The organism is Methylobacterium isbiliense (genome assembly GCF_022179325.1).
In the GTDB taxonomy this organism is placed as follows: Bacteria; Pseudomonadota; Alphaproteobacteria; order Rhizobiales; family Beijerinckiaceae; genus Methylobacterium; species Methylobacterium isbiliense.
On sequence record NZ_BPQQ01000009.1, the window covers coordinates 31,461 to 56,299 of the forward strand.

Genomic DNA, 24,839 nt, shown 5'->3' on the forward strand with positions numbered 1-24,839 from the left:
GCGCGAGGGCTTCGGCCACCGCCTGCTCAACAAGGTCCTGGCGACGCAGACACGAGCCGAGGTCGATGTCGACTTCGCGCCGGACGGCCTGCGGGTCTCGGTCCGGATGCCGCTACCTGGCACCGCCGCCTGATGGGCTCCGATGCGCGCCGAGGTCGGTTCCCGGCCCGTTGCCGGCCTCGGCAACCGGATGGGAGCGCGTGCCGGATCAAGCCTGGACCAGGCGCAGGGAAGCTGGCCGTTCGGCGCCTTGGCCAGCCGCCGTCGCGCTCCGGGTCTGGTTGCGTCCGCCTTTTTTGGCGGCGTAGAGCGCCGCATCCGCCGCGCGGTACACCGTCTCCGCCTCCACGCCCGCCCCGCCGACGCCGCCCGCCAGGCCGACGCTGACCGTGACCGAGCCCGCGCCGATGGCCGCGGAGGCGACCACGAGCGTCCCGACCATCGCGTGCACCTTCCCGGCGACCCGCTCGGCGCCTTCCACGTCGGTATCGGGCAGCAGGATCGCGAATTCCTCGCCGCCGACCCGCGCCACGAGGTCGTCGGGTCGGTGCACGCTCGCCGACAGGCAGCGGGCGAGCCCCTTGAGCACCGCGTCGCCGACCGCGTGGCCGTACCGGTCGTTGAAGCGCTTGAAGTGGTCGGCGTCGACGATGAGGAGCGACAGAGGCTTGCCCGTGCGCCGTGCGCTGGCCCAGGCCGTCTCGAACACCTCGTCGAACCGGCGCCGGTTCGCCAAGCCCGTGAGGCTGTCCGTACGCGACAGCGTGGCGAGCTCGGCCTGCATCGCGTCCCGGCGACTCAGCTCGCGTCCGAACGAGAGCGACAGGGTCGCGGTCAGGCCGCACAGCACCAGCACGATCGCGCCGATGACGGCGGCCTTGGCGCGCCAGCCCGCCTCGATGTCGTCGGTGGCGAGGGCGACGTTGAGCACCAGAGGCAGATCTCCGATCTGGGTGAAGGCGTAGTGCCGCTCGACCCCGTCCCGGACGGAGGTGCCGACGAAGCTGCCCGAAGAGGCGCTCACGAACCGCCTGAAGGTGGGGGCTCCGGCGATGTTCACGCCGATGTCCGCCTCCTCGTAGGGTTGGCGCATGATGCGCGTGCCGTCGCGCAGGTACAGGTTGATCGCGCCCTCGCGGCCGAGGCCGAGCTGGTCGAAGAGCCGGCTGAAGTAGGCGAGCTTCAGGGTGCCGAGCACCACGCCGCCGAAGGATCCGTCGGGCTTCGAGATGCGGCGGCTGAACGGAAGCATGCGCTCGCCCGTCAGCCGGGAGACGAGCGGCCGCCCGATGTGGAGGCCGAGGTCGCCCCGCTCCGCATGGACGCGGAAGTAGTCGCGGTCGGCGTAGTTGCCCTTGCGGGGCGGCAGCGCCCCGGCGTCGACCGCGATGTCGCCGCGCTCGTCGATGACGAGCATGACGCCCATGTCCCGGGCCGTCGCCGAACGGTCGAACAGAACGAGCTGGCGCATCGCCGGGCTCACCGCGTCGAGTTCGGAGGCGCGGAGGTTCTCCTGCACGCCCTGCAGGGACAGGTCGAAGATCTCGACGTTGCGGGCAATGTCCCGCTCGATGACCTGCAGCAGGTTCTTCGAGGTCTGCTCCGCCTGCACCCAGGCGTCGCGGCGCAGGTCGAGCAGCATCAGGCCGGACACGACCAGCATGCCGAGGGGCGCCAGGACGCCGAGCGCGATCCAGGTGCGGGCGGAGCTCAGCCGCTTCGCGAGGCGGGGCGGCAGGTCCATCGGCGGGCATTCCCCAGGCGTTCTCTTCGTCGCATGGGTTCTGGCACACGAAGCCTTACGCCGGCATTACGTGTGCGGCGCCGCGGCACGCCGCCGACGTCGATCGTCACCTTCGACGCCTACGCTTGGCTTGCGACGGCGACCTCGGGCGCCGGGGCCTCGACGGTGAACACCACTCCGCCCGGGCGATACGCGATCCGAGCCGTGCCGCCGAGCTCCATCGCCAGTGCCCGCTCGATCATGCGCGAGCCGAAGCCGTTCCGCTTCGGCTTCGCGACGGGTGGGCCGCCGATCTCCTCCCAGCGCAGCCAGAGGTGCGGTGGCTGCCGTCCCTCCACGATCCCCCAGTCGAGGACCACCCGGCCGGAATCGTTCGACAGGGCACCGTACTTCACCGCGTTCGTCGCCAGCTCGTGCAACGCCATCACGAACGCCAGGCTCGCCCGCGGCGACAGCCAGACCTCCGGACCGGCGACGGTGAAGCGCCTGGCGGCGCCGCTCCGGAACGGTTGCAAGGCCCGCTCGACGATCTCGCCCAGCGTCGCTCCTCCCCAATCCCCACGGATCAGGGCGTCGTGGGCCGCCGCCAGGGACGCGAGGCGTGCGTCGAGTGTCTCGCGCGCCTCGTCCAGGCCGCCCGCGTTGCGCAGCGTCTGGTGGGCGATGGACTGCATCGTCGCCATCGAGTTCTTGACCCGATGCGTGAGCTCGTCCGCCAGGAGGCGGCGGTGCTCTTCGCCGCGCTTGCGTTCCGTGACGTCGATGGACACCCCGGCCATGCTCAGAGGCTGGCCCTCCGGGTCGTAGAATGTCTGCCCGCGGACGTGCAGCCAGCGCTCCTCGCCGTTCGGCGTGCGAGCGCGGTACTCGATGTCGTAGTCTCCGCGCTCGGCGATCGAGGTTTGCACCGCCTCCTGCATCCGCTCCCGGTCGGCCGGCACGATGGCGGCGAGCAGCTCCTCGTACGGGAACGGCTCGCTCGCGCTCCGACCGAAGTTCTCCTTGCAGATGTCGGACGCCTCCAGCCGGCGGTCGGCGAGGTCGAGCGTCCAGGAGCCGATCCGGCCGGCCTTGAGGGCGAACCGCATGCGGTCATCGGTCCGGGCGAGCTCCGCCTTGCGCCGTGCGACCTCGTCCTCCAACGCGGCGAGCTCGCCTTGGAGGCGCACGAGCTTGTTCCGCTCCAGCGTGACGTCGAACTGCGAGGCGAAGAAGTAGGTCAGCGCACCGTCGCGGTCGAACACCGGCGAGACCAGCAGGCGGTTCCAGAAGACCTCGCCGTCCTTCTTGTGGTTGAGCAGCTCGATCTCGATGGGCACGCGCCGCTCGATGGCGTCCCGTATTCGGGCGACGTCGTAGGGGTTGGTCTCCGGACCCTGGAGGAAGCGGCAGTTCCGACCGAGGATCTCGTCGCGGGTGTAGCCGGTCAGCTTCGTGAAGGCCGCGTTGGCGAAGACGATGGGATTGTCGGGCCGGTTCGGGTCGGTGACGAGCATCGGCATCCGCGTCGCCCGCACGGCGGCCGCGAACGGGTCGGAGCTCGCGTCCGACCGCGTCAGCTCCGCGTCGATGCGGTCGTGTTCCCGGTAGTCCGTCACGTCACAGCCCGTCGGTGCCCGTACTCCGGGTCCCGGTTCCTGGCATGACCGTAGCACAGGTCCACGACTTGGCGGCAAGCGTGATCGATCGGTCGGGTCGGTGGTCAGACACGCCGTTCAGCCCAGGATGACCCGGAGCTTGTTCGCGAGCTCGTCGCGCCGGTAGGGCTTGCTGAGAAGCGGCAGGTCGGCCGGCACGCCCTGCTCGCCGAGCGCCGTGCCCGTGTAGCCGGAGGCGAGCAGCACTCGCAGGCCGGGGCGCAGGCGACGCGCCTCCACCGATAGCTGCACACCGTTCATGCCGCCGGGCATCACGACGTCCGAGAACATGATGTCGATCCGCTCCGGGCCGCCAAGCCGCTCCAGGGCCTGCTCGGCCTGCGTCGCGGTCAGCGTCCGGTAGCCGAGCTCGCCCAGGCTCTCGACGGCCATTTCCAGCACCGCCGGCTCATCCTCGACCACCAGCACCACCTCGCCCGAAGCGGCGCGGCGCAGGGGCATAGGCCCGTCCGGTCGGTTCTGCGCCTCCTTCTCGACCGAGCGCGGCAGGTAGAGCTCGATGGACGTGCCGCGGCTGGCCTCGCTCTTGATCTGCGCGTGGCCGCCGGCCTGCCGCACGAAACCGTAGACTTGGCTGAGGCCGAGGCCGGTGCCCTTGCCGACGTCTTTCGTGGTGAAGAAAGGCTCGAACGCGCGGGCGAGCGTGGCGTCATCCATCCCGTGACCGGTGTCAGAGACCGAGACGAGCACGTAGGCCCCAGGCCGCAGGTCCGGCCGGTCCGCCGTCTCGTGCGGGTCGAGGTGCGCGTTGCAGGTCCTCACCGTCAGCGTCCCGCCGCCCGGCATCGCGTCGCGCGCGTTGACCGCGAGGTTGAGCACCGCGCTCTCGAACTGGCCGGGGTCGAGCCGCACCGGGTCGAGGCTGGCGTCGAGGTCGAGCCGGACCTCGATGGTCTCGCCCACCGCGCGCTGGAGCAGGGCCCGGAAGTCCTTGAGCAGCCGGTTCGGGTTGACCGTCTCCGGCCGCAGCACCTGCCGGCGCGAGAAGGACAGCAGCTTCTCGGTGACCTCGGCCCCGCGCTTGGCCGCCGTCATTGCCGAGGCCGCCAAGCGCTCCACGCGCTGTGCGTTGTCGGGCTTGCGCACGATCATGTCGAGGTTGCCCACGATGACGGTGAGCAGGTTGTTGAAGTCGTGTGCCACGCCGCCCGTGAGCTGGCCGATGGCCTCCATCTTCTGGGCCTGGTTGAGCCGCTCCTCGGCCTCGTGCTGATGTGTGGTGTCCATGACGATGCCGGCCACTGTCCGGGCTTGATCGGCCTCGTCGCGGTAGGCCTTGCCCCGTACCGTGATCCGTCGGATCGAGCCGTCGCCGGCGTGGCGGATGCGGCAGTTGAGGTCGAGGCGCCCGCTCCCGCCCACGCCTTCGAGCGCGGTCCGGACAGCGTCCCTGTCTTCCGGTACCACATGCCCAAGAAAGGTCTCGACGTCCCAGCTCTCGACCGGCTCACGGTAGCCGAAGATCGCGTCGTGCCGCGGGGTCCGGCGCGAGAAGCCGGTGCGCAGGTCGAGCTCCCAGTCGCCCATCTCGGCCGCTTCGAGCGCGAGGGCGAGGTTGTCGCGCGCCAGCTGCAGCTCCGCCCTTCGCGCCTCGCGCTCCTGTGCGGTGGCCTCGGCGCGGGCGTACAGGAAATCGACCTCGCGTAGGTAGACGCCCAGCAGGATGAAGCCCGCGACGAGCGCCTCCAGCCGCCCCGTGAACCAGCCGACCGTGCCGCGTGCCGCGCCCGGCAGCGTGATCATGTTGTCGAACACGAGCAGGAGCAGGGAGACGGCCAGCCAGAGCTGCAGGACGGTGCGCAGGCGCGTGGTCCAGCACAGCACTGCGAGGGCGAGAACCGTCAAGGCGACGACGGCCGGGCCGACGCCCGAGGTGGTCAGCAGCCAGTAGTCGTCGCCCTCGACGCACTTCGGCAGGAGGTGGACGTAACGCGTGACGACCACGGCCGTGAGCGCGGCCGCCGCGACCGTCGCGGCTATCGCGAGCAGGGCGACCGCGGCGGCGCGCGCCGGCGCGACCGTCCGGCTGCGCCCGTCGCCCTCCAGGATGGCGTAGGGCAACGCGCAGAGCGGCGGCCCGACATGCCAGAACGTCCAGAGCCAGGTCGTGGTGTCGGGACCGGAGCCCAGGATGCGCCCCGGTGCGAGCACGTTGGGGAAGGATAGCATCTGCAGGAACACGACCAGCGTCACGTAGAGGCTGCCGGTCCCGAGCACGAGCAGGGACGCCGAGCGGGTACGTCGGTACTGGGTGAGGAAGAGGAAGGTCGTCAGGCCGTAGACCACGACCAGGGCCGATTGGTAGACGGGCACGAAGCCCGGCATCGGCGGGATGGGCAGGTTCGCGAAAGGCAGGAGCGCCAGCGTGACCGCACCGGAGACGAGGCTGACGAGGCCGGCGAGCAGACGCTGCCTCAAGCCGGCCCGGGCCGTGGCGAGGGTTTCAAGCGTCGGGTCGGCCGAGGTCGCGTGCATCGCCAGCTCCGTCCCGATGCGCGATGGCCGACCAGCCGGCAACTCGCTCGCAAGGTCGAGGGGTTAGCATGGCTCCGGAGTGGGCGCCATTTGACGGGCTTCCGGGTGCGGATCAACCGGGGGCTCGGCGGCGCCGTCGAGGTTCGGGAGCAGGTTCGCCGCGCGTTGCGGCGGCGGGCTGCTGCCGGTTCAGGGACGCCCGAGCGCGCGACCGGGTTTCGAGCCACGATCCCACCTGCGTAGCCGTCCGGGGAGACCGCGGGCGTCCTCCGAAGTTGTCGGTTGCGAACGTCCCATCGGAGATCCGGATGCCGAATCCCTTCTGTGCCGCGTTCCTGCTCGCCGTCGAGGCGCAGCGGGTCATCGAGTTGCGGCTGGTGCGCATCGCTTGGGGCGGGGCCGAGGCGCAGGCGGAGATGGTGTCGATGGTCGGCGAGAAGATCGTGGCCGCGATGGAAGCCGCCAACACGCTGCTGGCCGGCGGCACCCACTGCCAAGTGGTCGCGCGATACCGGGAGCTGGTCGCGGCCAACGCACGGCGCCTGTCGGCCTGACACGTTGTAGCTCGCCGCGCCATTCCCGCGATCATGGGATCGCCGGTGCCGTCCAGCCGCCCGGCCCCGTACGAGGCCGGGACCGGCCGGGGACGAAACCTTTCGCCTCACGGGCCGCTCGCTGCAATGGTTCGACTGCTTGCGCCCGCCGCCTGCCGGCGGGATGAACGGGCGGCAGATGGCCGACGCCGAGCGCGAGCGCCGTCCGGGCCTGAAGGTCCTGTTCATCACCGGCTACGCCGAGAACGCGGCGGTCGGCTACGGACACCTCAGCCCCGGCATGCAGGTCCTGACAAAGCCGTTCGCGATGGACGCGCTCGGCTCGCGGATCCGGGACCTCATCCACACGCCGTGAGGGCGACCGCCTCGGAACCCGGAGGCGTCCGGGGCCGCGGCATGGCCGCCGCCGGACAGGGCGGCGGGTCATCGTCGTCCCGGCGCCGGGGACGCACGTACCGGCCCAGGTTCGTCAGAGGGCGCGCACACCGACGCGGCAGGGGCGTGCCGACCGGCGCGGCCCTCGCCCCGGGCTCGGCGCCCCGGTCGAGTTCGGCCAGCGCGGACTGCGCCGCATCGAGGGGGACCGGCTCGGCCCTGCTGCCGGTCAGGCAGCGCAGGCCGGGCGCGTTCTCAAGGGCGTTGGCGTCCGAGGCTGTTGTTGAGCGTGTTCCAGGTGCCGTCGAGGAAGATGGCGAGGCGCTTCATGGCGGATACCCCCGGTATCGCGGGACGGAGACGTGAGGCGGTCCGGCCCGCCCCGGCGCAGCTCAACGTCGACGGTCCGGCGACGTTCCTGATGCGTTCCTGGGTGGGTCCGGCAACGGGCTCCAGCGGTCTATCCCCGTTATCCACACCCCTTCACGCCGCATGCCGGAGGCCAAGCTGGGACGCTTGGCGGGACCCGGCCGTTGTGTTCCACTTTTGTTCCGTTGGATTCGGATCGCGCGCATGCAGGTCTCGGGCGTCATGGTCGGGTTGCCGACACCCATCCCCATCCTGGCGAAACCCGTGCGTGCCGGCTTCCCGAGCCCAGCCGACGACTTCGTCGAGGAGGAGATCGACCTGCAGAGGCTGCTGATCGCCAACCGGCCGGCCACCTTCCTGGTGCGGGTTGCCGGCGACAGCATGATGCTCGCCCGCCTCTTCGACGGCGACCTCGGGGTGGTCGACCGGGAAGCCGGATGCCTCGGCGATGCCGACCCAGGCGTTGCGGTCACCCGAGTGCAGCCATTCGCAGCCGAGGTCGAGCGGGTATCCCCCGAGATCCTGGGTGAACGCGCGTCCCCCGAGGCGCGACGAGGCCTCAAGCAGCAGCGCCGCCTTCCCCTGATCCGCGAGCCTCCGCGCCGCGCCGATGCCGGCGGCGCCTGCCCCCACGATGATGACGTCGTACTCGTTGTACATGCGCCGAAGGTGAGATCGAGCATCGCGCGGGACAAGCGGCAGGGCTTGCAGGGACCAGCATCGTTCCAGGCGTTTAGGCGCTGGGCCGGCCATCCATCCAGTGGACGATCCTGGCTTCAGCCTGCTTTGCAGGCACCGCGGACCGTCACAGCCCTGAGCCCCGGCAGGATCTCCGACGGCGTCAGGGGGCCCTGCTCGACGGGGAGCTCGGCTATCTCCTGCATGACGCCGTCCCAGAACTCCTCGACGCGGAACTGGTCGAACTGGTTCTCGACCTGCGCCAGGCGGATCTGAACGTGGCGGCCTCGTCATCAGCGGCCTGGACTTGGGCAGCGAGCGCGGCGTTCCTAGCCTAAAGATCTTGTGGCCTCTTGGCTCGACCACTCCGCGCAGAGACCGCTTGCGAGCGAAGAGCGGCCATTCCAGCGGCTGTGGCAGAAGGTCCGGAAGTGGCGCACAGCAGAACCATCAGCGTGCGAACTCCTGACCCCTTGCGGACATTCAAGCGTGCCGGCCCAGAGGTCTGCTCAGTAGGAGGAAGCGGACCTAGCAGCGGCGGCCACGACATCAGGAGGTTGTGCTACATTAAACGTGGCTTCGCGAGGTGAAGATCATCCCGTCCTTCCCTCGTCGCGCCGGCATGGCCGACCGGTCCCGCGATGGTATCGGCGCCCCCGTCCTGATGCCGGTCGGCGTCCGGTGAGGGTGGGCGCTCTCACCCCCGAGGAGGTCCATGGCGCCGCCTTGCTCGGCGACCGCTACGAGGCGCACCTCGCCCTCCTCTCCTCCGACCCGACGCGGGGCCGCGACGCGGAGCTGGCCCACAGCCGGGGGGAGCTTCTCGCCGCCGGACGCGAGTGCCTCTACCTCGGGCTGCCCACCGTCGGGTCGAACACGGCCGCCGTGCTGCGCTAAGCCGCCCGCCAGGGCTTCCTCGGCGACCCGCTCCTCGTGATCGGGCCCGAGGCGCCGATCACCTACGGGCTGGCCGCCGGCTCGCGGATCGGACAGGCCTTTCCTGCCGGCGCGCCGCTCGAATTGGTCGCCGGACCGGAGGACGCCGACACGGCGGCGTTCGACGTCCTCATGACCTTTTGCGGGAGTCCGTACCGGGCATCCCGCGGCAGGGCCGGCCCGGTCAGAAACCCGGCCGGCCACGAGGTGCGCCTGCACCGGCCCGACCTGGGGGCGGAGCCCGAGGGAGCGGAATGGCTTCTCGGCGGCCAGACCGTCGCCCGCGTCGTGGTCTCCGTCGAGGGGATCCCCGCCCAGATCGTCGCGCCGGAACCGCGGACCTTCGCCCTGCGCAAGCTCTGGCTGGCCCGGCGGACCGGCCGTGACCCGGCGGATCGCGAGCGCGACGCCCGTGATGGCGCGACACTGCTCGAAGCGCTGGCGGCGGGAATGCCTGGCTTTCCCCTGCACGAGGGCTTCGCGGGCGCGCTCCCCGGCCCCCTGCGGGAGGTCTTCGACCGCTGGCAGGCAAGGCGGCAACATCCCGCGCCTTCCCCGGCGCGGGACCTCGATATCCCGTCCTCGTCCGTTGCCGCGCCGAGGACGTGAACGCTCCGTCGGGCCGCCCTAGCCGCGCCGGGTCATGTTCATGGACATGCCCTCGCAGCAGCAGCCGCCCTTCTTCCCCTTCGTGGCGCCTTGGTTCATGGCCATGCCGCCCTTCATGCCGGGCTTGCCGCACATCATGGCGCCCTTGCCCTTGCCGCCGCCGCAGCAGGACATCGCCATCGCCGGGGACGCCGCCAGCAGCAGCAGGGCGGCCGAAGCCAGTGCGATTTGCTTCATGGTCTTTACTCCTCGCTTGAATGGGACACCGGAGGGGGTGCCCCTCACATCCGCTCCTTGATACCGGAGCCGACGAGCCACCAGTTCACCGGGTAGCTGGTCAGGAACCCCGCGACCATGGCGAGCTGCATGGCGAACCAGAACTCGACCGAGTGAACCGGCGCCCGCTGCCCGGCCAGGCGCGGGAAGAGCCAGAACTGCACCAGCGCCATCAGGCCGTACATCCCCACCTGCCAGGCGATCAGCGACAGGGTGTCGGCCTTGAGGGCAGCCACCAGGCCCTCGCCTGGCGAAAGGCCCCGCATCGGCACGATGGCGTAATACTGGAACACGATCCCGAGCGCGTAGGCGAAGACGAAGTCCAGCGCCCACACGGCGTACATCTTCTCCTCGAAGGCCCACTGCCAGCCGAACCAGACCGCCACCGCCGGAACCAGGAAGGCCAGCCACTCGGCGGCGACGTCGCCCAGCATGCAGCCGCTGCCGCAGTGGAGCGCGCCCTTGCCCACCATCACCGGGAACGGCGTGCCGGTCATGTTCGGCGGCTCCTCGCCCCGCTCCTTCGCGTGGTGGTGCGCCTCCATCGTCGCGAGGCGGCCGTAGCGGAAGTAGGCCCAGACCACGGCCACCGACCCGAATAGGGCGCTGACTGGCCAGACCACGTTCATCACGGTCATGTGCTGTGGGTGCCGGACCACCTCCACCGACAGCAGCAGCGCGCAGGCGGCCCCCAGCAGCAGCGCGGCAATCGAGACGGCATGGAGCCAGCCCGGGGCGGCGAAGGCGGCGCTCAATGGTGCGCCACCAGCATCCAGACGGCCATGGCGACCATCATCAGGTTCTCGGTCAGCGAGACGAAGCCGAGCGGCACCTTGCTCGCCCCGCCGACGCAGGCGCACTTGATCTCGCGCTTGTCGAGGTAGACCGCCTTGAACACCGAGGCCGCCCCGATCGTGCCGATGAACAGCGCCACCGGGATGGAGAGCCAGTTCAGGGCGCCCGCCACCATCAGGACGCCGGCGATGCCCTCCAGGAAGGGGTAGGCGTAGGCGTAGCGCACCCAGCGCTGCGCCAGCAGGTCGTAGCCCAGGAACATCGAGGAGAAGGTCTCGACGTCTTGCAGCTTGAGGATGGCCAGCACGCACATGCTGAAGGCGATGAACCACTCGCCCGCCCGCATCGTCAGCGGCGTGCCGTAGGCGGCGTAGCTCGCCGCCAACGCCATCAAGGCGGTCATCGCGAACACGGCGACGACGGGCGTGTAGCTCGTCGCGTTCGGGTCCTGAACCTCCCTGTCGAGGTGGCGGCGCAGGTCGTCGTAGCCACCGATGCGCCGCCCGCTGATGAAGGTCTGCGGGGTGGTCTTCACGCCGTGCTCGGCCTTGAAGGCGTCGGTCTCCTCGCGCGTCGTCAGCCAGTGGTCGTCGACCGTGAAGCCCTCGCGTTCGAGCAGGTCCTTGGTCTTCAGGCCGAACGGGCAGACGTGCTTCTCCATGACCATGCGATAGACGATGGCCCTGCGGGTGGTGTCGAGCATGGATCGGCTCCTCGTTGCCGGCGGTCCTGTTCGAGGGACAACCCGCGAACCGTCGGATCGGGCACGGGCGGCAATGATGCGTCTGCCGGCTCCGCCCGGAGGCCCGCCGAAACCGGTGACGGTCAGCCTGCCAAATCGCCGGCAACGTTGGCCACCGCCAGCAGGCAGAGACCCGCGAGCAAGGACGTCGCGACTACGGCCAGGACCACATCGGAGGCGCGCGGCGCCGCAGGGCATGGTCCGAAGGCGAGCTTCCGCCAGTGGCCTTTGCGAAGCATGGAACGGGACATGATGGGTCTCCTTCGCCCGGTTCGCTCCGGGGCGTGCGAATCGGGCTAGACCGTCGGCGTTCGCGAACGACCGGCATCAGGACACGAGGATACCGGCCAGGCCGACGAGCAGGAGCAGACCCACCGCCATCCCGCACGCAGCCGACAGCGGCCACGGGGTGGAGCCGTCGCCGTTGTCGTTGGCCGGACCCGGCAGCTCGCTCGGCCAGCGCCGCCACCGTCGGCAGGTCGACGGGGCCTGCAGGACCGACGGGCCCGATCCGGCGTCAGGGCGATGGCGACACGACATGACCTGGATATCGGATGCCGCGGCCGCCAGTGGCAGTGCCGCCAAGGACGCATCGGAGGTCGGCTTCGGCCGATGCCAGGCCACCGCCGAGGCGTGCCCAGTCCTCGATGGACACGTCCGCCGGGATCGTCGGCACCTGGGCGTCGCCCGTGCCGACCGCGCTTCCGGTCTCCGCCCGTCTTCCCCAAGCGAGCCGAGCCTTCCGAACGATGGTTGCCCTCATGTCTCTCCCTCGTCCCTGTGACCGGATCGGACGGGCACCGCCGCCCGCACGATGGCGGCAGGGTCGGCGGCTCCGGTTTAAGCTTTCGTGAACCAAACCGGCCGCGCAAGCCGACCCCGAGGACGCGCCCAGAGGCGTGTCAGGTTTGTCCTGACAGGAATACGGTCTTCTCCGACTGCGCGCCCATCCCCGGCGCCACAAATCACCCTATGGGCGGGGAGAGGGACGCCGAGCCCGAGCGTCCCCGGCGGTCCGGCGCAGCAACGTCCGGCCCGCGGGCTAAGGCATAGGCCACCCCGTCGAACCCGTCACGGTCGTGGCCCGCAAGGGTCAGTCACCACCATGACGGAGCTGATACCCGATGAAACGTCTCGCACTGGCCCTCGCGGCCGTATCGAGCCTGATACTGTTCTCGCCGTCGAGCGAGGCGCGGCCCTTCGGCAGGGGCCATGGCTTCCACCATGGCGGTTTCGCCGGCCACCACGGCGGCTTCCGAGGCGTCCGCCACGGCTTCCGTGGACACCGTTCGGTCGGCTTCCGTGGCTATCGCCGCGGCTTCGGCGGGTACCGTCGCGTCGGTTTCGGAGGTTCGCGCTACGGCTACGGGCGACGCTACGGCTACCGCCGCGGCTATCCCGGTCTCGGCCTGGCTGCCGGCCTCGGGCTCGGCCTCGCCGCAACGGCGGTCCGGCCGGCCTACTACGGGGGATACGGCGGCTACGGTTATGCCCCGGTCGGATACGGATACGGCGCCCGCGGCTCCTACTGCACCTGCGGCTACTGACCTCCGTCGAGGAGACCCGGCATTCCCGCCGGGTCTCCACCCATTCCCGACTCCCTCGGCGTGCGCCGGTCCGACCTCGGGACGGGTCGAGCCCACGTCAGCATAGAAAGGTGAAACCGATGAAGAACCTCGCACTCGGCGTCTTCCTCGCGAGTTCCGTGCTCGCCAGCCCCGCGCTCGCCCAGGACAAGGCGGCCCAGCCGCCCGCCGACGCTCAGACCAACCAGATGAAAACGCCGCCGGCCGGCACCGCGATGCCGACCTCGGCTGGCGGCATGGGCGGCATGACCATGGCCGACACCGCGACCGCCAAGATCAAGTTCGTCACCGCCAAGCCGGCCGAGGTGACCTCGTCGAAGCTCGTCGGCAAGAACCTCTACAACAACAAGAACGAGACCATCGGCGAGGTCGAGGATCTCGTCATCGACAACGGCAAGACGGTCACCGGCGTCGTCGTCAGCGTCGGCGGCTTCCTCGGCATGGGCGAGCGCTACGTGCTGGTCGACCCCTCGTCGATCTTCCTGCACAAGGCGGACGGCAAGCTCAAGGCGATGGTCGACACCGACAAGGACGCACTGAAGAACGCGCCCGAGTTCAAGTACAACAAGAACTCCTGACCCCCGATGCGTGGTCCCGTGTCCGCGGGGCCACGCCCAAGCATTCCAGCGCCCGGGCGGTGTCGGGATGAACCTGACAGGCGTCGGTGAGAACGGCGGCGCCCGGCGAAACCGCTTGTCGCCGGCTAGGATACGGGCGCTACTCGAAGCCACTTCGTAAACGTCGAGGCGGTGGAGGGAGTGGCGATGCTCATGGACGTCATCATGCAGGGATCCCGCGCCCGGGCTCTCGGGCGACCGCGGGATGCATGCCCCCATCCGGCCGACTCCCGCGAGCGCCGGGCCTGGTACGAGGGTTACGATGGATCGACCTGGGACTTCGCAGAGCGAGTTCCCCATCCGGCCGTGACGGCTCGCGGCCCCGCGACCAGGAACGGGGCGGTTGACCCGAACTTGGTCTAGGTCGCGGACCTTTCTCTCGACCCCTGGTTTCCCTGGCCCTTAGGCAGAAATTTGAGGACCGTCGGGAAGGCGGCGGAGAGGCGATGGGACGGAAGCGACCCCGCTCGTTCGAGGGCCGGACCTTCGGGAGCCTCGAACGGGTGGTCACCGCCCTGGTCGAGGCGGGCTTGCAGGACTGTGCGGCCGCGCCGCCGAACCTCGTCGAACGGCAGCGGGACCTGGAACGGAACGCCGCCACCGGGGGCGACCGCCAGGTCCTGCAGGTGATCGCGTCGGGACGTCGCCTCCTCGGCGACGAGCAGACGGTGACCGACCAGCGCGTGCTGACGGATGACGGCATGGCCGGCATGCCTGTCGAGGGCAGCGCGGTCTCGGCCGACCCTGTGGTGGAGAGCATGGCTCTGCCGGTCTCACCGGCGGGAACGTCCGCTACGGCCCCGCCTGATCGGTTGCCCCCGCATGTCCGCCGGACGTGAGAACGGCGATGCCGGCCGCCCCGAGATCCATCGCGGCAACGGCAGGACCTTTGTCGCGCTCGCGGTGGCGGCCGCCATTCCCGTGCTGCTGCTCAGCGGCTGGGTGGCGACGCTCATGGCGCAACAGGAACGTGGACTGACCCGCAGCGCCGCCGTGGCGAGCGCGGCCCGGGTGGCCGAGCGCGTCGCCTCCGACATCGCCACGCAGATCGCGGTCCTCCGAGCCGAGGCCGCCTCGGCGAGCCTCGACCGGCCGGACCTCACCGCCTTCTATGCCGAGGCCGAGCGGCTGAGGCGGGAGCACCCGCTCTGGGAGACCGTCGAGCTCGCCGGTCCCGACGGCGTCCAGGTCGTCAACCTGCTCCGCTCCCTTGACGACGAGCTCGGACCCACCGCCGACCGCGCGAGCTTCGATGCGGTGGTACGGACGGGGCGGCCGGTGGTCGGCGGGATCGGGCCGCTCGGGCCGATCTCGGGCAAGCGCCTCGTCGCGCTGCGGGTGCCGGTCGTCCGGGACGGAACGCTCCGCCACGTCCTCTCGGTCGGTCTCGCCACGAGCGCGGTCAGCGCGATCCTTCGCGACGCGGGCGCGCCGGAGGGCTGGGTCGGAACCATCGTCGATGCGGCGGGCAACACCATCGCACGCACCCGGGCCGAGGCGGAGGAACTCGGCCACCCCGCCGGCGCCGCCCTGCTGGCGGCGATCCGGCGGGAGCCGCAGGGCTTCTACACCGGATCGACGCTGGAAGGGCCGGACGTCGAGGTCGTCTACCGCACCCTGAAGGACACCGGTGGCTGGTCGGTGCATTTCGGTATGCCGGTCGCCACGCTGAACGCGCCGGTTTCGCGTTCCTACCTCCTGCTGGCCGGCGGCAGCGTGCTGAGCATCGGCCTCGGCCTCGCATTGGTCGGGCTGGTCGGGCGCGACATGGCCCAGCGGAGGGCGGGCGAGCAGGCGCGCTTCGCCCTCGCCCTGCGGTCGAGCGAGGAGCAGGGCGCCGTCGCCGCCGAGGCCGCGGAGCTCGGCACCCTACGGTGGGATACGGCCGAGGAGACCGTGACGGCCTCCCGACGCGCCGCCGAGCTCTTGGGTTGGGAAGCGGAGGTGCCGGAGGGGCGCGAAATGACCGCGGATGCCGACATCGCCTTCCGGGCGGTCGACGCCGGCGACCGGGAGCGGATGGCGGCGGAGATGCGGCGAAGCCTCGCCGAGGGCAAGCCCCTCGATGTGGAGTTCCGGGTCTTTCAGGCTGGTTCGGTGTCGCGCTGGGTGCGCCTGACCGGGCGAGCGCCTCGGCTTCGGCAGGGGGACCCCTCGGGCCTCGTCTACGGCGTGGTCTCGGACATCGAGCCGCGCAAGCGGGCCGAGGCGGAGCGGCTCGACCTGCTGCGCCGCCTCGGCGAGGCGCAGGAGAACGAACAGCGCCGGATCGCCCGCGAGCTGCACGACCAGGTCGGCCAGACGGTGACCGGCCTGTCGCTCGGCCTCAAGGGGTTGGAACGTCTGCTCGACGCGCAGGAAACCTCGGCCGAAGCCGGACGGCAGATCCAGTGGCTGCAGCGCCTCGCCGGCGAGATCGGGCGCGACATCCACCGCGCCGCCATCGACCTGCGCCCGACCGCCCTGGACGACCTCGGGCTGCGCGAGGCGCTGGCGACGCTGCTGCGCGAGTGGGGACAGCGCCACGGCGTCCGATCCGACCTGGAGTTCGTCGGGGATGCGTCGCGCCTTCCAGCGGCCGTCGAGAGCGCGGTCTACCGAATCGTGCAGGAGGCGCTCACCAACGTGCTCAAGCACGCCCGCGCGGCGACCGTCAGCGTCTGTGTCGACCGTCGCCCGGACGAGGTCCAGGTGATCATCGAGGACGACGGCGTCGGCTTCGAGCCCGGCTCCGGCACCTCCCCGTCCGAGGCGCGCACGCCGACCGAGCCGCGGCTGGGTCTCTCGGGCATCCGCGAGCGTTTGACCCTCCTGAACGGCACGCTCGCACTGGAGGCATCCCCGGGCGTCGGCACCACGCTGTTCGTCCGCATCCCGGTGACGCCAGCCGCCTGACCCACGAGGGGGAACAGCATGGACCGTATTCGCGTCATCCTGGCCGACGACCATCCGGTCGTCCTCGCGGGCATCCGGGCGCTACTCAACGCCGACCCGGAGGTCGAGCTCGTCGGCGAGGCCACCGACGGCGGAGAGGCGCTGCCGATGATCCGCGCCGTCGCGCCCGACGTCGCCGTGGTCGACGTCTCGATGCCCGGACTGAACGGCCTCGAATTGACGGAGCGGGTGAAGGGTGAATGCCCCGGCACCCGGGTGCTGGTGCTGACCGTCCACGAGGACGCGGCCTACGTGCAGCCGCTGATGAGAGCCGGCGCGCGCGGCTACCTCCTCAAACGCTCGGCCGCGGACGACCTGCTCCGGGCGGTCCGGGCCGTGGCCTCCGGCGGCGTCTATCTCGACCCCTCCATTGCCGGCCACGCCCTGGCGGAAACTTCCGGCTCGGACGGGCGCCCGGGCACGGCGGAAGGCCGCGAGCCGCTGAGCCCGCGCGAAGCCGAGACCTTGCGGTTGATCGCGCAAGGCTTCAGCAACAAGGAGATCGCCCGGCGCATCGACGTCAGCGTGAAGTCGGTCGAGACCTACAAGGCTCGGGCCGCCGAGAAGCTCGGGTTGCGGACCCGCGCCGAGATCATCCGCTACGGCGCCGCGAACGGCTGGTTCGACGCCTTGGCCTTGCGGTAGCGCCATACCTTTCACTCCGCCGCGCACGCCACGGCCCGAACGGGCCTGCCGCAGAGTGTTTCCCGACGATCATCGGCTCCTTGCGTCGCGCGCCTTCGATGGGGCGGGCGTACCCCGGACCGACGACCCCCTCCTCGTGATGATCGGAGGAGTCCCGACCGCGCCGGGCTTTGCCTTAGGTAGGGTGCGGTCCTTCGTGAGTGCCCGCGCGCGATCCACCGGCCCCCCGTCCTGCGCGGCGGCCGGTTGCGGCACCAAGCCTCCTGCGAAGGCCATCAACGGGATGATCACGAGCGAGCGTGCCAGGGTCGAACCATATCTCGGCTTGTCGATCATCGGATCCTCGTCAGGCGCGGTCCTTCGCTCAACTTGTACAGCCGCCGCTTGATCCCGACGGGTCGACCCCGCAGGCGCCACGCCCTTCATCGACCGAGCGTGCATTGCTCATTCACCCGACGGATCGATCCGCTCCGGTCCTCACCCGGACGAAGCGAGCGTGCCGCTCCTCAAGGTCGGCGAGGTCGCTCGGGTCGGCGACGTCGCGCCGCGCGGCGGCCAGGACGAGGTCGGCATGGCGCCCGAGCTTGGTCAGGCGCGAGGTCAGCCGCTCGACCTCTGCGGCGCGTGTCAGGACGTCCAGCATCCGCGCGAGCACGTGGACCGAGCCGGCGGCGTTCTGGCGGATCATGTGGAACATCGCGTCGCACAGGCCGTCGTAGTCCGTCACCGGATGGACGAGCACGATGCGACCCTCGCGCGCGACGGCCCCGGTCGGCAGGTGGCGCGGCGCGATCCGGCACAGGGCGTCGCCCAGGTGGTCCAGCACGCTGCCCGCCGTCATCGGGTCGTTGATGCCGGGCGAGAGCGCCCGCACCGCGATTTCGACGAGTTGCCGCACCGAGTATTCGAGATCCTGCAACGCCGCGGGGCGGCGTCCGAAAGTGAGCGCGCGGCCGACGGCCTCGGCGGCGTCCTCGACGCCCGCGGAAAGGAAGGCGACCGGGAATCCCCGTGGCACGAAATCGCCCGGACGAACCCTCAGGGCAAGGACGACGCGCCGCTCGTGCGCCCAGTCGGCGAGGCCATCCGTGTCGACCGCCTGCAGGTAGCCGCCGTCCGCCGGCGCGACCGGGCCGCCGCGCAGGGCTTCCGTCGGTGGCTGGACATCGGCCTCGTCGCGCGTCCGAGCCTCGACGGCCGCGCAGAGGTCGCGGTGGACGGCGTCGACCACCGTCTCGACGTTGATGCTGGTGGCGACGTGGTGGACGAACCACACCAGCGTCCCGAGAGAGACCAGCGCCAGCAGCACGGCACCCGAGATGGCGAGGTGCGGGACGAAGGTCTCCTCCTCGACGGTGCGCACCGTGCGCAGCACCATCAGCGCGTAGGCGAAGGTGCCGAGGAAGATGCCGAGCACGAGTTGGTTGCGGGCGTCGCGCACGAAGTTGCGCAGCAGCCGCGGTCCCATCTGGTTCGAGGCCAGCGTCAGCGCCGCGATGGTGATGGAGAAGGTGGTGCCCGCCACCCCGATGGTGGAGGAAGCCACCGCGCTGAGCAGCGCCCGCGCGCCCTCGGCGCCGCCGGTCCAGCCCCAGTCCGCGTCCGGGGAGGACGGGTCGTAACCGGCGATGTGCGCGGTCTCCAGCCCCACGGCGACCTGCGCCAGACCGATGCAGGCGAGCACGACGAGGGCCGGCCGCAGCCAGAATTGGTCGCCCAGGAACTCGATCCAGGCCCGTATCCTCGCCCTCACCGGCGCCCCTCCCGTTCCGCCGCCCGAACCCGGGCGGGTGCCACTTTCCCGCTCATCGACATCGGCTCAATCCTCCGCTTCCTCCCGGGCGAGACCGACCCGCTTGAGCGCGGTGATCAGCACCAGGATGGCCAGCCCGAAGCCCATCGCCGCCGCGAGCAGCGTGAACTGCGCGGCGCCGGCCACGATGCCGGCCGAGGCCGCGAGCCACACGCTGGCGGCCGTCGTGAGGTTGCGGACGGTTCGCTCCGCGTCGCCCCGGGCGACGAAGATCATACCGGCCGCGATGAAGCCGATGGCCTGCGCAAGCCCTTGAATGACGCGCAGGGGATCGGCGTCACCGCCGCGGGCCTGCACCTCGGCGTAGAGGCTCAGGGCCGAGGTGGTGATGACCGCGGAACTCAAGGCGACGAGGGCGTGCGTACGGATGCCGGCGTCCTTGCCCTTGCGCTCCCGCTCGAAGCCGAGCGCCAGCCCGCAGACCGTGGCCGAGCCGAGCCGGAGGAGGATGTCCGTCAACGAGATGGCGGTGGCGTCGAGAAGCATGAACGGGTCCGGTCCCCCCGGGAGGTTTGGCGAGTGTCGAGGGTTCAACACGCGCCGGCCGCCCCCTTTCCCGGATTGGCCCGCTCGGTTCAGGCCGGGCTTGGCCGCGCACGTTGTTCCCTCGGGGTGGCGACCAGGAGGACGAGCGCCCCGGCCACCATGCACGCGACCGAGCCGGCGAGCACGCCGATCTTGACCTCGGCCTCCAAGGCTGGCGCGTCCGCGAAGGCCAGCAGGCCGATGAACAGGCTCATGGTGAAGCCGACGCCGCAGAGGAGCGAGACGCCGTAGACCTGCGCCCAGGTCGCGTGGGCCGGGCGCTGCGCCAGCCCCAGCCTCACCGCAGCCAGCACGAGCCCGAACACGCCGGCCTGCTTGCCGACGAACAGGCCGAGCGCCACGCCGAGCGTGACCGGGTCGAGCAGCATGTGCGGGGCGAACCCGGCCAGCGACACGCCCGCGTTGGCGAAGCCGAAGACCGGCAGGATCAGGTAGGCCGACCACGGCTGCACCGCGTGTTCGAGGCGGTGCAGCGGCGAGGTCGGGTCGTCCGGCTTGCCCACGCTCAGCCGCAACGGAACCGTCATCGCCAGGAGCACCCCGGCGACGGTGGCGTGGACCCCGGACCTGAGTACGAGGACCCACAGGACCACGCCGAGCAGGAGGTAGGGCCAGAGGCGGGCCACGCCGGCCTTGTTCAGCCCGTACAGCACGGCGAGGACCAGAGCGGCCCCGCCCAGCATCGGCAGCGACAGGTCGGCGGTGTAGAACACCGCGATGATGAGCACCGCGCCGAGGTCGTCGATGATGGCGAGCGCCGTCAGGAACACCTTCAGCGATACCGGCACCCGCGATCCCAGCAGCGCCAGGACGCCGAGGGCGAAGGCGATGTCTGTGGCGGCCGGGATCGCCCAGCCCCGCAACGTCTCGGGCGAGGACCAGTTCACGGCGGCGTATACGAGGGCCGGGGCGGCCATTCCCCCCGCCGCGGCCAGCCCCGGCAGCACACGGTCGGGCCAGGTCCGCAGGCGCCCGTCCAGCATCTCGCGCTTGATCTCCAGCCCGACGTGCAGGAAGAACACCGCCATCAGGGCGTCGTTTATCCAATGCAGGACCGAGAGCGGGCCGAGATAGGCCTTGAGCGCGGCGAAGTAGGTGTCCGCAAGGGCGGAGTTCGCCACCACGAGCGCAAGCGCCGCGCTGGCCATCAGGACGAGGCCGCCGCCGGCCTCGCTGACGAGCGTGTCGCGCAGGGCCGAGATGGGACGGCGGCGAGGCCGCGCAACGGCATGGGGGGAGGACGACACGGGCACGGGTCTCCGGCGCTGGCGGCCCGACCAGCGCTCGTCCTGCCGGTCCGACCGACGGACCGCGCACCCTCGTGCGGGCTATCGCATCGGCGTGCCGCAGGCACAACCCGGCCCCGGTGACTACACACGGCGGGTGCGACGGGCGGCACCCCGTTCAGGTGGCCGGAACCGTGTCCGGTGTACGGGTTTCGGCCTCCGAGCCCCGCGAGTGAGCATTTCCAGGCGCATGCCACACCTGACAGAGAGGCTTCGAGCCCTGTACGAAGGCGACACCGACCGCGCCCACCGCTTCCGCTACGGCCTGCTCGCCTTCGACCTCGCCACGCTGCTGTTCATCATCGTCTCCTCTTTCATGCCGCGCGAACCGCTCGTGGAGGGCGTCGACGTGCTGATCGGGGCGGCGGTGACCGCGGACTTCCTGTCGCGGCTGGCCATCTGCCCGCGGCCGGGCCGCGAGTTCCTGCGTCCGACCACCTGGGCCGACCTCGCGGCCATCGCCTCGTTCCTCGCGCCCATCGTCGGCGAGGGCGCGGGCTTCCTGCGCATCCTGCGGACCTTGAGGCTGCTGCGCACTTACCAGCTGCTCGACCGGCTGCGCGCCGACTTCCCGTTCTTCCGCCGCAACGAGGAGGTGATCATCGCGGCGGTGAACCTCGCGGTGTTCGTGTTCGTGATGACCGGCATCGTCTTCGCCACGCAGCACGGGCGCAACCCGGCCATCGGCAACTACGTCGACGCGCTCTACTTTACGGTCACCTCGCTGACGACGACGGGCTACGGCGACGTCACCCTGCACGGGACCGGCGGTCGCCTCGTCTCGGTGGTGGTGATGATCTGCGGGGTGACGCTGTTCCTGCGCCTCGCCCAGGTGCTGTTCCGGCCCTACAAGGTACGCTTCCCCTGCCCGACCTGCGGCCTGCAGCGGCACGAGACGGACGCCGTGCACTGCAAGGCCTGCGGCACCGGCCTGAACATCCCTGACGAGGGCGCCTACTAAGGCGGGCGCTCAAGCGCGTTCCTACCCGTCGGCCTCTCTTCGCTCCCATGTGACCTGTCAGCGGCCGAGCGGGGGATTCCGGCCGGCGGGCAAGCCCTCGCACAGACGAGAGCGGTTTCCGTAGGTCTCCTCGACCTGGTCGTGGAACAGCACTTGGCTGGTCGGGTACGGCAGGTCGATGCCGGCGGCGTTCGGCGCTTCCTCGGCGATGGCATGGTCGAGGGCATCGACCGCGTCGCGACGCCGGGGCGGATCGATTTACAGCCGGGCGGTCATGTCGACGCTGGCCGCTCCCAGCCCCCAGACCTGGGCCTCGGGCGGCGGGTCGGCCAGCACGCCCTCGGTTAGTCAGCGGGAAGGCGAGGTGTCGCCTCTCGTGCGCGGTGATGACCGTGATCTTGTCCACGAACAGCGTCGCGTTCGGGGCAGCACACGCTGGTTGTCGTAGGTGCGAAGCACTGTGGCCCGCACACAGGCGTCCTCGACAGTGTACTCGTGGCTGCCCGCCCGGATCTGGTCGCCGATGACGAAGGGCTGCGTCAGCAGGTTCAGGATGTCGGCGAGCAGGTTATGCAGCGCGTCGTTCACTTCCCATCCCGCCAGGAACCAACCCGTGCGGGGAATACTTGCAACTCGGCATACCCGTCGCACGGGCGCATCGGACAAAGCGAGATATCTTGGTGACCGCCGGTCGTCTTCTCTCTTACCGTTGTATCGCAGCCATCCTATTTGCCGGCGCCGTCGCTATGCTCTCGGGGGTCGTGGCGCTGCCGGCCGCCGCGCAGTCAGCCGGCAGCGCCATCGACCAGCCGACGGCCGGAACGCTCCCGCCCGGGACATCGACGGTGAAGGACGATGGTGCCGCACCGCGCGACCAGCCCTCCGGCCAGGTCGCGCCGCCGAACGTCATCCAGTCCTCGACGGACGTGATGCAGTCGGAGGGGACGGTCCAGGGCAAGGGCGAGGGAGGCGGGACGCACCCGGTCAAGCACCTGCCCAAAGACATGCGCTGACGGCCGATTCTCGCACCCGTGCGGGCCGGCCTCCCGAATTGCCCTACGCGGTGGCGCTGCCCGCGGTCGACAATCCTAGAGGTCACCGTCGATGTTCTTCGACACTTGGCACGGCCTAATCCGGGTCCTGGTCGTCGGGCCGCTGGCCTATCTGGCCCTCATCCTGTTCCTCAGGATCTCCGGCAAGCGCACCCTGACCAAGCTCAACGCCTTCGACCTCGTCGTGACCGTGGCGCTCGGCTCGACGTTGTCCTCCATCGTGCTGACCAAGTCGGTGGCGCTCCTGGAAGGCGTGCTCGCCCTGGCGACGTTGATCGGGCTTCAGTTCCTGATCACGTGGTCAAGCGTGCGCTCGCCCAGGGTCAAGGCGCTGATCAAGTCGGAGCCGACCTTGCTCGCCCATGACGGACGTTTGGTCGAGGGCGCGATGCGCCGCCAGCGTATGACCTGGGACGACGTCCTCGCGGCGTTGCGCTCCGAAGGTCTCGACGACCTTTCGCAGGCCGCCGCGGTGGTGCTTGAGACCGATGGGTCGATCAGCGTGCTGAAGGCCCTGTCTGGGCGCGGGGACGGGCTGAACGGCGTCGCGCCGCTGGGGACGGACCGGTCCCGCTCGTGACGGCGCTCGCGCACGTCACGGTGACCGTGCTACCCGGGACCCTCGCGACCGCGAGCCTAGTCTCGCTTGTCTTGGCCGAGAGGCAGGTGGTGCGGCTGCTTCCACGAAGGCGGTTTCGCGGCGGTCTCGGTAGAATGTCTCGGCGCCTTTGGCTCGGACCACTTCCCTTATCTCCTGCGTCTCCGCGGCCGGTCCGGACCAGGCCCGGCGGCGGAGGCGCCGCGGGAGGCCAGGAACGTCGGCGCGACCGAACGACTGCAGGCGCATTAAGCCTGCTTTCCGCGAAGCCCCGAGCACCCGCCGGCGGCCTAAGGGGGGAACGCTCGTGATCTCCATCTTCGACCTCGCCGCTCTGCTGCTGACCCTGTCGGCCCTGTTCGGCTGGCTGAATCACCGCTTCCTGCGGCTGCCGCACACCATCGGCCTGCTGGTCATGGGGCTGCTCGCCTCGCTCGCCCTCGTCGGCCTCGACCTGGCCTTCCCATCTCAGCACCTCTACGAGGATCTTACGCAGGTCCTCCGCCAAGTCGACTTCACCGACGTAGTAATGAACGGCATGCTGGCCTTCCTGCTGTTCGCCGGCGCCATGAGCCTGGACCTGCGCGCCCTGCGCGACCGGGCCTGGGCGGTGGCGACGCTCGCCCTCGTCGGCACGCTGATCTCCACCGCCATCGTCGGAGGCGCCTTCTGGTTCGCGGCCGACGCCCTCGGCCAGCCCGTCCCCCTCGCTTGGGCCCTCGTGTTCGGCGCGCTGATCAGCCCGACCGACCCGGTCGCAGTACTGGCCACCCTCAAGAACGTGAGGGTGCCGGAGGCGCTTGAGGTCGAGATGCAGGGCGAGGCCCTGTTCAACGACGGCATCGGCATCGTGCTGTTCACGGTCCTCGTCGCGTTCGCCGCTGGCTCGGCCGGGGAGGCGACGAGCGCCGGCGGCGTCGCCCGCCTGCTCCTGCAAGAGGCCGGCGGCGGGCTCGTCCTCGGCGTGGTCACTGGCTACGTCGCCTACCGGGCCATGCGGGCCATCGACGACTTCCCCGTGGAGGTGCTGATCACCCTCGCGCTCGTCGCCGGCACCTACGCGCTCGCGCAGAAGCTCCACTTCAGCGGCCCGCTCGCGGTGGTCGCGGCGGGGCTGCTCGTCGGCGACCGGGCGCCGCGCGACGCGATGAGCGACGAGACGCAAGGGTACGTGTCCTCGCTCTGGACCCTGATCGACGAGGTGCTGAACTCTGTGCTGTTCCTGCTTATCGGCTTGGAGGTCTTAGTCCTGCGCTTCCAGGCCGGCGGGCTCGTCCTCGCCGCGTGCGCCGTCCCCATTGTGCTGGGCGCGAGGCTCGCGGCGGTCTCGACGCCGCTCCTCGCCTTCCGGTGGGGCGGCAACCTCTCGGCGCGCAACGTGCCGTTCCTGACCTGGGCCGGTGTGCGCGGCGGCATCTCCGTGGCGCTGGCCCTGTCCGTCCCCGAGAGCGACGCCAAGCCGGCCATCCTCGCGGCGACCTACGCGGTGGTGCTGTTCACCATCGTCGTCCAGGGCTCGACGCTCGGCCTCGTGGCTAGACGGACCCTTCGCGCGACATAGTCGCGCCAGTCGTCCCTCATTAGTCTCGG

The 24,839-nt window shown here is 70.6% G+C and carries 24 protein-coding genes and 3 pseudogenes; 15 read left to right on the forward strand and 12 right to left on the reverse strand.

Translation table 11 applies throughout. The annotated features are described in order from the left end of the window. Positions 1 to 208 precede the first annotated feature (208 nt). The 3 genes from MFF61_RS04210 to MFF61_RS04220 form a co-directional block, all read right to left on the reverse strand. Positions 209 to 1,744 carry a sensor domain-containing diguanylate cyclase gene (locus MFF61_RS04210; RefSeq protein ID WP_238233857.1) on the reverse strand — a complete coding sequence of 512 codons (1,536 nt, stop codon included), beginning with the start codon at positions 1,742 to 1,744 and terminating at the stop codon, positions 209 to 211. Positions 1,745 to 1,863: 119 nt separating this feature from the next. Beyond that, positions 1,864 to 3,342, reverse strand: coding sequence for an HWE histidine kinase domain-containing protein (locus MFF61_RS04215; RefSeq protein ID WP_283205964.1), 1,479 nt, complete (start codon positions 3,340 to 3,342; stop codon positions 1,864 to 1,866). 117 nt (positions 3,343 to 3,459) lie between these two features. Then, positions 3,460 to 5,877: an MASE4 domain-containing protein gene (locus MFF61_RS04220; RefSeq protein WP_238233858.1), complete on the reverse strand. Its 2,418-nt coding sequence runs from the start codon at positions 5,875 to 5,877 to the stop codon at positions 3,460 to 3,462. A 308-nt stretch (positions 5,878 to 6,185) separates the two neighbouring features. Between MFF61_RS04220 and MFF61_RS04225 the strand changes: the two genes are divergently transcribed. The 3 genes and pseudogenes from MFF61_RS04225 to MFF61_RS04235 form a co-directional block, all read left to right on the forward strand. After that, a complete protein-coding gene (locus tag MFF61_RS04225; protein WP_003604877.1) occupies positions 6,186 to 6,431 on the forward strand; it encodes a hypothetical protein in 246 nt (81 codons plus the stop codon). A 157-nt stretch (positions 6,432 to 6,588) separates the two neighbouring features. Beyond that, positions 6,589 to 6,786 (forward strand): annotated as a pseudogene (locus MFF61_RS04230) (response regulator); the annotation flags it as partial. A 593-nt stretch (positions 6,787 to 7,379) separates the two neighbouring features. After that, a pseudogene (locus MFF61_RS04235) lies at positions 7,380 to 7,604 on the forward strand (LexA family protein); the annotation flags it as partial. Between the two features lie 72 nt (positions 7,605 to 7,676). On the opposite strand, the pseudogene MFF61_RS34015 reads toward MFF61_RS04235, so the two are convergent. After that, positions 7,677 to 8,147, reverse strand: a pseudogene (locus MFF61_RS34015) (NAD(P)-binding protein); the annotation flags it as partial. A gap of 393 nt (positions 8,148 to 8,540) precedes the next feature. Between MFF61_RS34015 and MFF61_RS04245 the strand changes: the two are divergent. Together MFF61_RS04245 and MFF61_RS04250 are read left to right on the forward strand one after the other, a co-directional pair. Then, positions 8,541 to 8,750 (forward strand): hypothetical protein, encoded by a 210-nt coding sequence (locus MFF61_RS04245; protein ID WP_238233859.1) that lies wholly within the window; start codon positions 8,541 to 8,543, stop codon positions 8,748 to 8,750. A gap of 36 nt (positions 8,751 to 8,786) precedes the next feature. Continuing rightward, positions 8,787 to 9,398: a GSU2403 family nucleotidyltransferase fold protein gene (locus MFF61_RS04250; RefSeq protein ID WP_174804895.1), complete on the forward strand. Its 612-nt coding sequence runs from the start codon at positions 8,787 to 8,789 to the stop codon at positions 9,396 to 9,398. A gap of 18 nt (positions 9,399 to 9,416) precedes the next feature. Here MFF61_RS04250 and MFF61_RS04255 read toward each other — a convergent pair whose 3' ends face one another. The 4 genes from MFF61_RS04255 to MFF61_RS04270 all read right to left on the reverse strand — a co-directional run bounded on the left by MFF61_RS04255 (position 9,417) and on the right by MFF61_RS04270 (position 11,462). Then, a complete protein-coding gene (locus MFF61_RS04255; protein WP_147025445.1) occupies positions 9,417 to 9,635 on the reverse strand; it encodes a hypothetical protein in 219 nt (72 codons plus the stop codon). A gap of 44 nt (positions 9,636 to 9,679) precedes the next feature. Further along, positions 9,680 to 10,429 carry a DUF4396 domain-containing protein gene (locus MFF61_RS04260; protein WP_147025446.1) on the reverse strand — a complete coding sequence of 250 codons (750 nt, stop codon included), beginning with the start codon at positions 10,427 to 10,429 and terminating at the stop codon, positions 9,680 to 9,682. Then, complete coding sequence (locus MFF61_RS04265) at positions 10,426 to 11,172, reverse strand: MauE/DoxX family redox-associated membrane protein (protein WP_147025447.1); 747 nt, start codon at positions 11,170 to 11,172, stop codon at positions 10,426 to 10,428. Before MFF61_RS04265 ends, MFF61_RS04260 begins: the two co-directional genes overlap by 4 nt. Before the next feature lie 122 nt (positions 11,173 to 11,294). Beyond that, a complete protein-coding gene (locus MFF61_RS04270) occupies positions 11,295 to 11,462 on the reverse strand; it encodes a hypothetical protein (RefSeq protein WP_170267751.1) in 168 nt (55 codons plus the stop codon). 873 nt (positions 11,463 to 12,335) lie between these two features. On the opposite strand from MFF61_RS04270, the gene MFF61_RS04275 reads away from it, so the two are divergent. The 6 genes from MFF61_RS04275 to MFF61_RS04295 all read left to right on the forward strand — a co-directional run bounded on the left by MFF61_RS04275 (position 12,336) and on the right by MFF61_RS04295 (position 16,993). Then, positions 12,336 to 12,758: a hypothetical protein gene (locus MFF61_RS04275; RefSeq protein WP_147025449.1), complete on the forward strand. Its 423-nt coding sequence runs from the start codon at positions 12,336 to 12,338 to the stop codon at positions 12,756 to 12,758. 119 nt (positions 12,759 to 12,877) lie between these two features. Beyond that, positions 12,878 to 13,375, forward strand: a complete 498-nt coding sequence (locus MFF61_RS04280) for a PRC-barrel domain-containing protein (RefSeq protein WP_147025450.1) — start codon at positions 12,878 to 12,880, stop codon at positions 13,373 to 13,375. A gap of 204 nt (positions 13,376 to 13,579) precedes the next feature. Next, on the forward strand, positions 13,580 to 13,777 hold the full coding sequence (locus MFF61_RS33975; protein ID WP_306421681.1) for a ribosome modulation factor: 198 nt from the start codon (positions 13,580 to 13,582) through the stop codon (positions 13,775 to 13,777). Positions 13,778 to 13,917: 140 nt separating this feature from the next. Next, positions 13,918 to 14,253 carry a hypothetical protein gene (locus tag MFF61_RS04285; protein ID WP_238233860.1) on the forward strand — a complete coding sequence of 112 codons (336 nt, stop codon included), beginning with the start codon at positions 13,918 to 13,920 and terminating at the stop codon, positions 14,251 to 14,253. After that, the gene (locus tag MFF61_RS04290) at positions 14,237 to 16,309 is read left to right on the forward strand and encodes a sensor histidine kinase (RefSeq protein ID WP_147025452.1); all 2,073 of its coding nucleotides are present in this window, start codon (positions 14,237 to 14,239) and stop codon (positions 16,307 to 16,309) included. The genes MFF61_RS04285 and MFF61_RS04290 overlap by 17 nt, the downstream gene beginning before the upstream one ends. Before the next feature lie 18 nt (positions 16,310 to 16,327). Next, entirely contained in the window at positions 16,328 to 16,993 is a 666-nt protein-coding gene (locus MFF61_RS04295; protein WP_147025453.1) for a response regulator transcription factor, read from the forward strand. Positions 16,994 to 17,441: 448 nt separating this feature from the next. Here MFF61_RS04295 and MFF61_RS04300 read toward each other — a convergent pair whose 3' ends face one another. The 3 genes from MFF61_RS04300 to nhaA form a co-directional block, all read right to left on the reverse strand. After that, complete coding sequence (locus tag MFF61_RS04300) at positions 17,442 to 18,746, reverse strand: DUF2254 domain-containing protein (protein ID WP_147025454.1); 1,305 nt, start codon at positions 18,744 to 18,746, stop codon at positions 17,442 to 17,444. A 66-nt stretch (positions 18,747 to 18,812) separates the two neighbouring features. Further along, positions 18,813 to 19,292 carry an MgtC/SapB family protein gene (locus MFF61_RS04305; protein ID WP_017486776.1) on the reverse strand — a complete coding sequence of 160 codons (480 nt, stop codon included), beginning with the start codon at positions 19,290 to 19,292 and terminating at the stop codon, positions 18,813 to 18,815. 89 nt (positions 19,293 to 19,381) lie between these two features. Further along, positions 19,382 to 20,599, reverse strand: coding sequence for a Na+/H+ antiporter NhaA (nhaA, locus tag MFF61_RS04310; RefSeq protein WP_147025455.1), 1,218 nt, complete (start codon positions 20,597 to 20,599; stop codon positions 19,382 to 19,384). Between the two features lie 229 nt (positions 20,600 to 20,828). On the opposite strand from nhaA, the gene MFF61_RS04315 reads away from it, so the two are divergent. After that, entirely contained in the window at positions 20,829 to 21,599 is a 771-nt protein-coding gene (locus MFF61_RS04315; RefSeq protein WP_147025456.1) for a potassium channel family protein, read from the forward strand. A gap of 348 nt (positions 21,600 to 21,947) precedes the next feature. Here the strand turns inward: MFF61_RS04315 and MFF61_RS04320 are convergent, their stop codons facing one another. Next, positions 21,948 to 22,187, reverse strand: coding sequence for a mechanosensitive ion channel domain-containing protein (locus MFF61_RS04320; RefSeq protein ID WP_170267753.1), 240 nt, complete (start codon positions 22,185 to 22,187; stop codon positions 21,948 to 21,950). A gap of 158 nt (positions 22,188 to 22,345) precedes the next feature. Between MFF61_RS04320 and MFF61_RS04325 the strand changes: the two genes are divergently transcribed. The 3 genes from MFF61_RS04325 (at position 22,346) to MFF61_RS04335 (ending at position 24,810) form a co-directional block, all read left to right on the forward strand. Next, a complete protein-coding gene (locus MFF61_RS04325) occupies positions 22,346 to 22,612 on the forward strand; it encodes a hypothetical protein (protein WP_147025459.1) in 267 nt (88 codons plus the stop codon). A gap of 91 nt (positions 22,613 to 22,703) precedes the next feature. Beyond that, positions 22,704 to 23,231 carry a DUF421 domain-containing protein gene (locus MFF61_RS04330; RefSeq protein WP_147025460.1) on the forward strand — a complete coding sequence of 176 codons (528 nt, stop codon included), beginning with the start codon at positions 22,704 to 22,706 and terminating at the stop codon, positions 23,229 to 23,231. 325 nt (positions 23,232 to 23,556) lie between these two features. Further along, positions 23,557 to 24,810 carry a cation:proton antiporter gene (locus MFF61_RS04335; protein WP_147025461.1) on the forward strand — a complete coding sequence of 418 codons (1,254 nt, stop codon included), beginning with the start codon at positions 23,557 to 23,559 and terminating at the stop codon, positions 24,808 to 24,810. Positions 24,811 to 24,839: the final 29 nt, after the last annotated feature.

Coding starts and splice junctions, on each gene's coding strand:
- MFF61_RS04255 (WP_147025445.1), bottom strand. CDS start 9,635: ATGAAGCAAATCGCACTGGCTTCGGCCGCCCTGCTGCTGCTGGCGGCG.
- MFF61_RS04275 (WP_147025449.1), top strand. CDS start 12,336: ATGAAACGTCTCGCACTGGCCCTCGCGGCCGTATCGAGCCTGATACTG.
- MFF61_RS04325 (WP_147025459.1), top strand. CDS start 22,346: ATGCTCTCGGGGGTCGTGGCGCTGCCGGCCGCCGCGCAGTCAGCCGGC.
- MFF61_RS04290 (WP_147025452.1), top strand. CDS start 14,237: ATGTCCGCCGGACGTGAGAACGGCGATGCCGGCCGCCCCGAGATCCAT.
- MFF61_RS33975 (WP_306421681.1), top strand. CDS start 13,580: ATGCAGGGATCCCGCGCCCGGGCTCTCGGGCGACCGCGGGATGCATGC.
- MFF61_RS04280 (WP_147025450.1), top strand. CDS start 12,878: ATGAAGAACCTCGCACTCGGCGTCTTCCTCGCGAGTTCCGTGCTCGCC.
- MFF61_RS04265 (WP_147025447.1), bottom strand. CDS start 11,172: ATGCTCGACACCACCCGCAGGGCCATCGTCTATCGCATGGTCATGGAG.
- MFF61_RS04315 (WP_147025456.1), top strand. CDS start 20,829: ATGCCACACCTGACAGAGAGGCTTCGAGCCCTGTACGAAGGCGACACC.
- MFF61_RS04270 (WP_170267751.1), bottom strand. CDS start 11,462: ATGTCCCGTTCCATGCTTCGCAAAGGCCACTGGCGGAAGCTCGCCTTC.
- MFF61_RS04225 (WP_003604877.1), top strand. CDS start 6,186: ATGCCGAATCCCTTCTGTGCCGCGTTCCTGCTCGCCGTCGAGGCGCAG.
- MFF61_RS04210 (WP_238233857.1), bottom strand. CDS start 1,744: ATGGACCTGCCGCCCCGCCTCGCGAAGCGGCTGAGCTCCGCCCGCACC.
- MFF61_RS04330 (WP_147025460.1), top strand. CDS start 22,704: ATGTTCTTCGACACTTGGCACGGCCTAATCCGGGTCCTGGTCGTCGGG.
- MFF61_RS04295 (WP_147025453.1), top strand. CDS start 16,328: ATGGACCGTATTCGCGTCATCCTGGCCGACGACCATCCGGTCGTCCTC.
- MFF61_RS04305 (WP_017486776.1), bottom strand. CDS start 19,292: ATGCTTCTCGACGCCACCGCCATCTCGTTGACGGACATCCTCCTCCGG.
- MFF61_RS04220 (WP_238233858.1), bottom strand. CDS start 5,877: ATGCACGCGACCTCGGCCGACCCGACGCTTGAAACCCTCGCCACGGCC.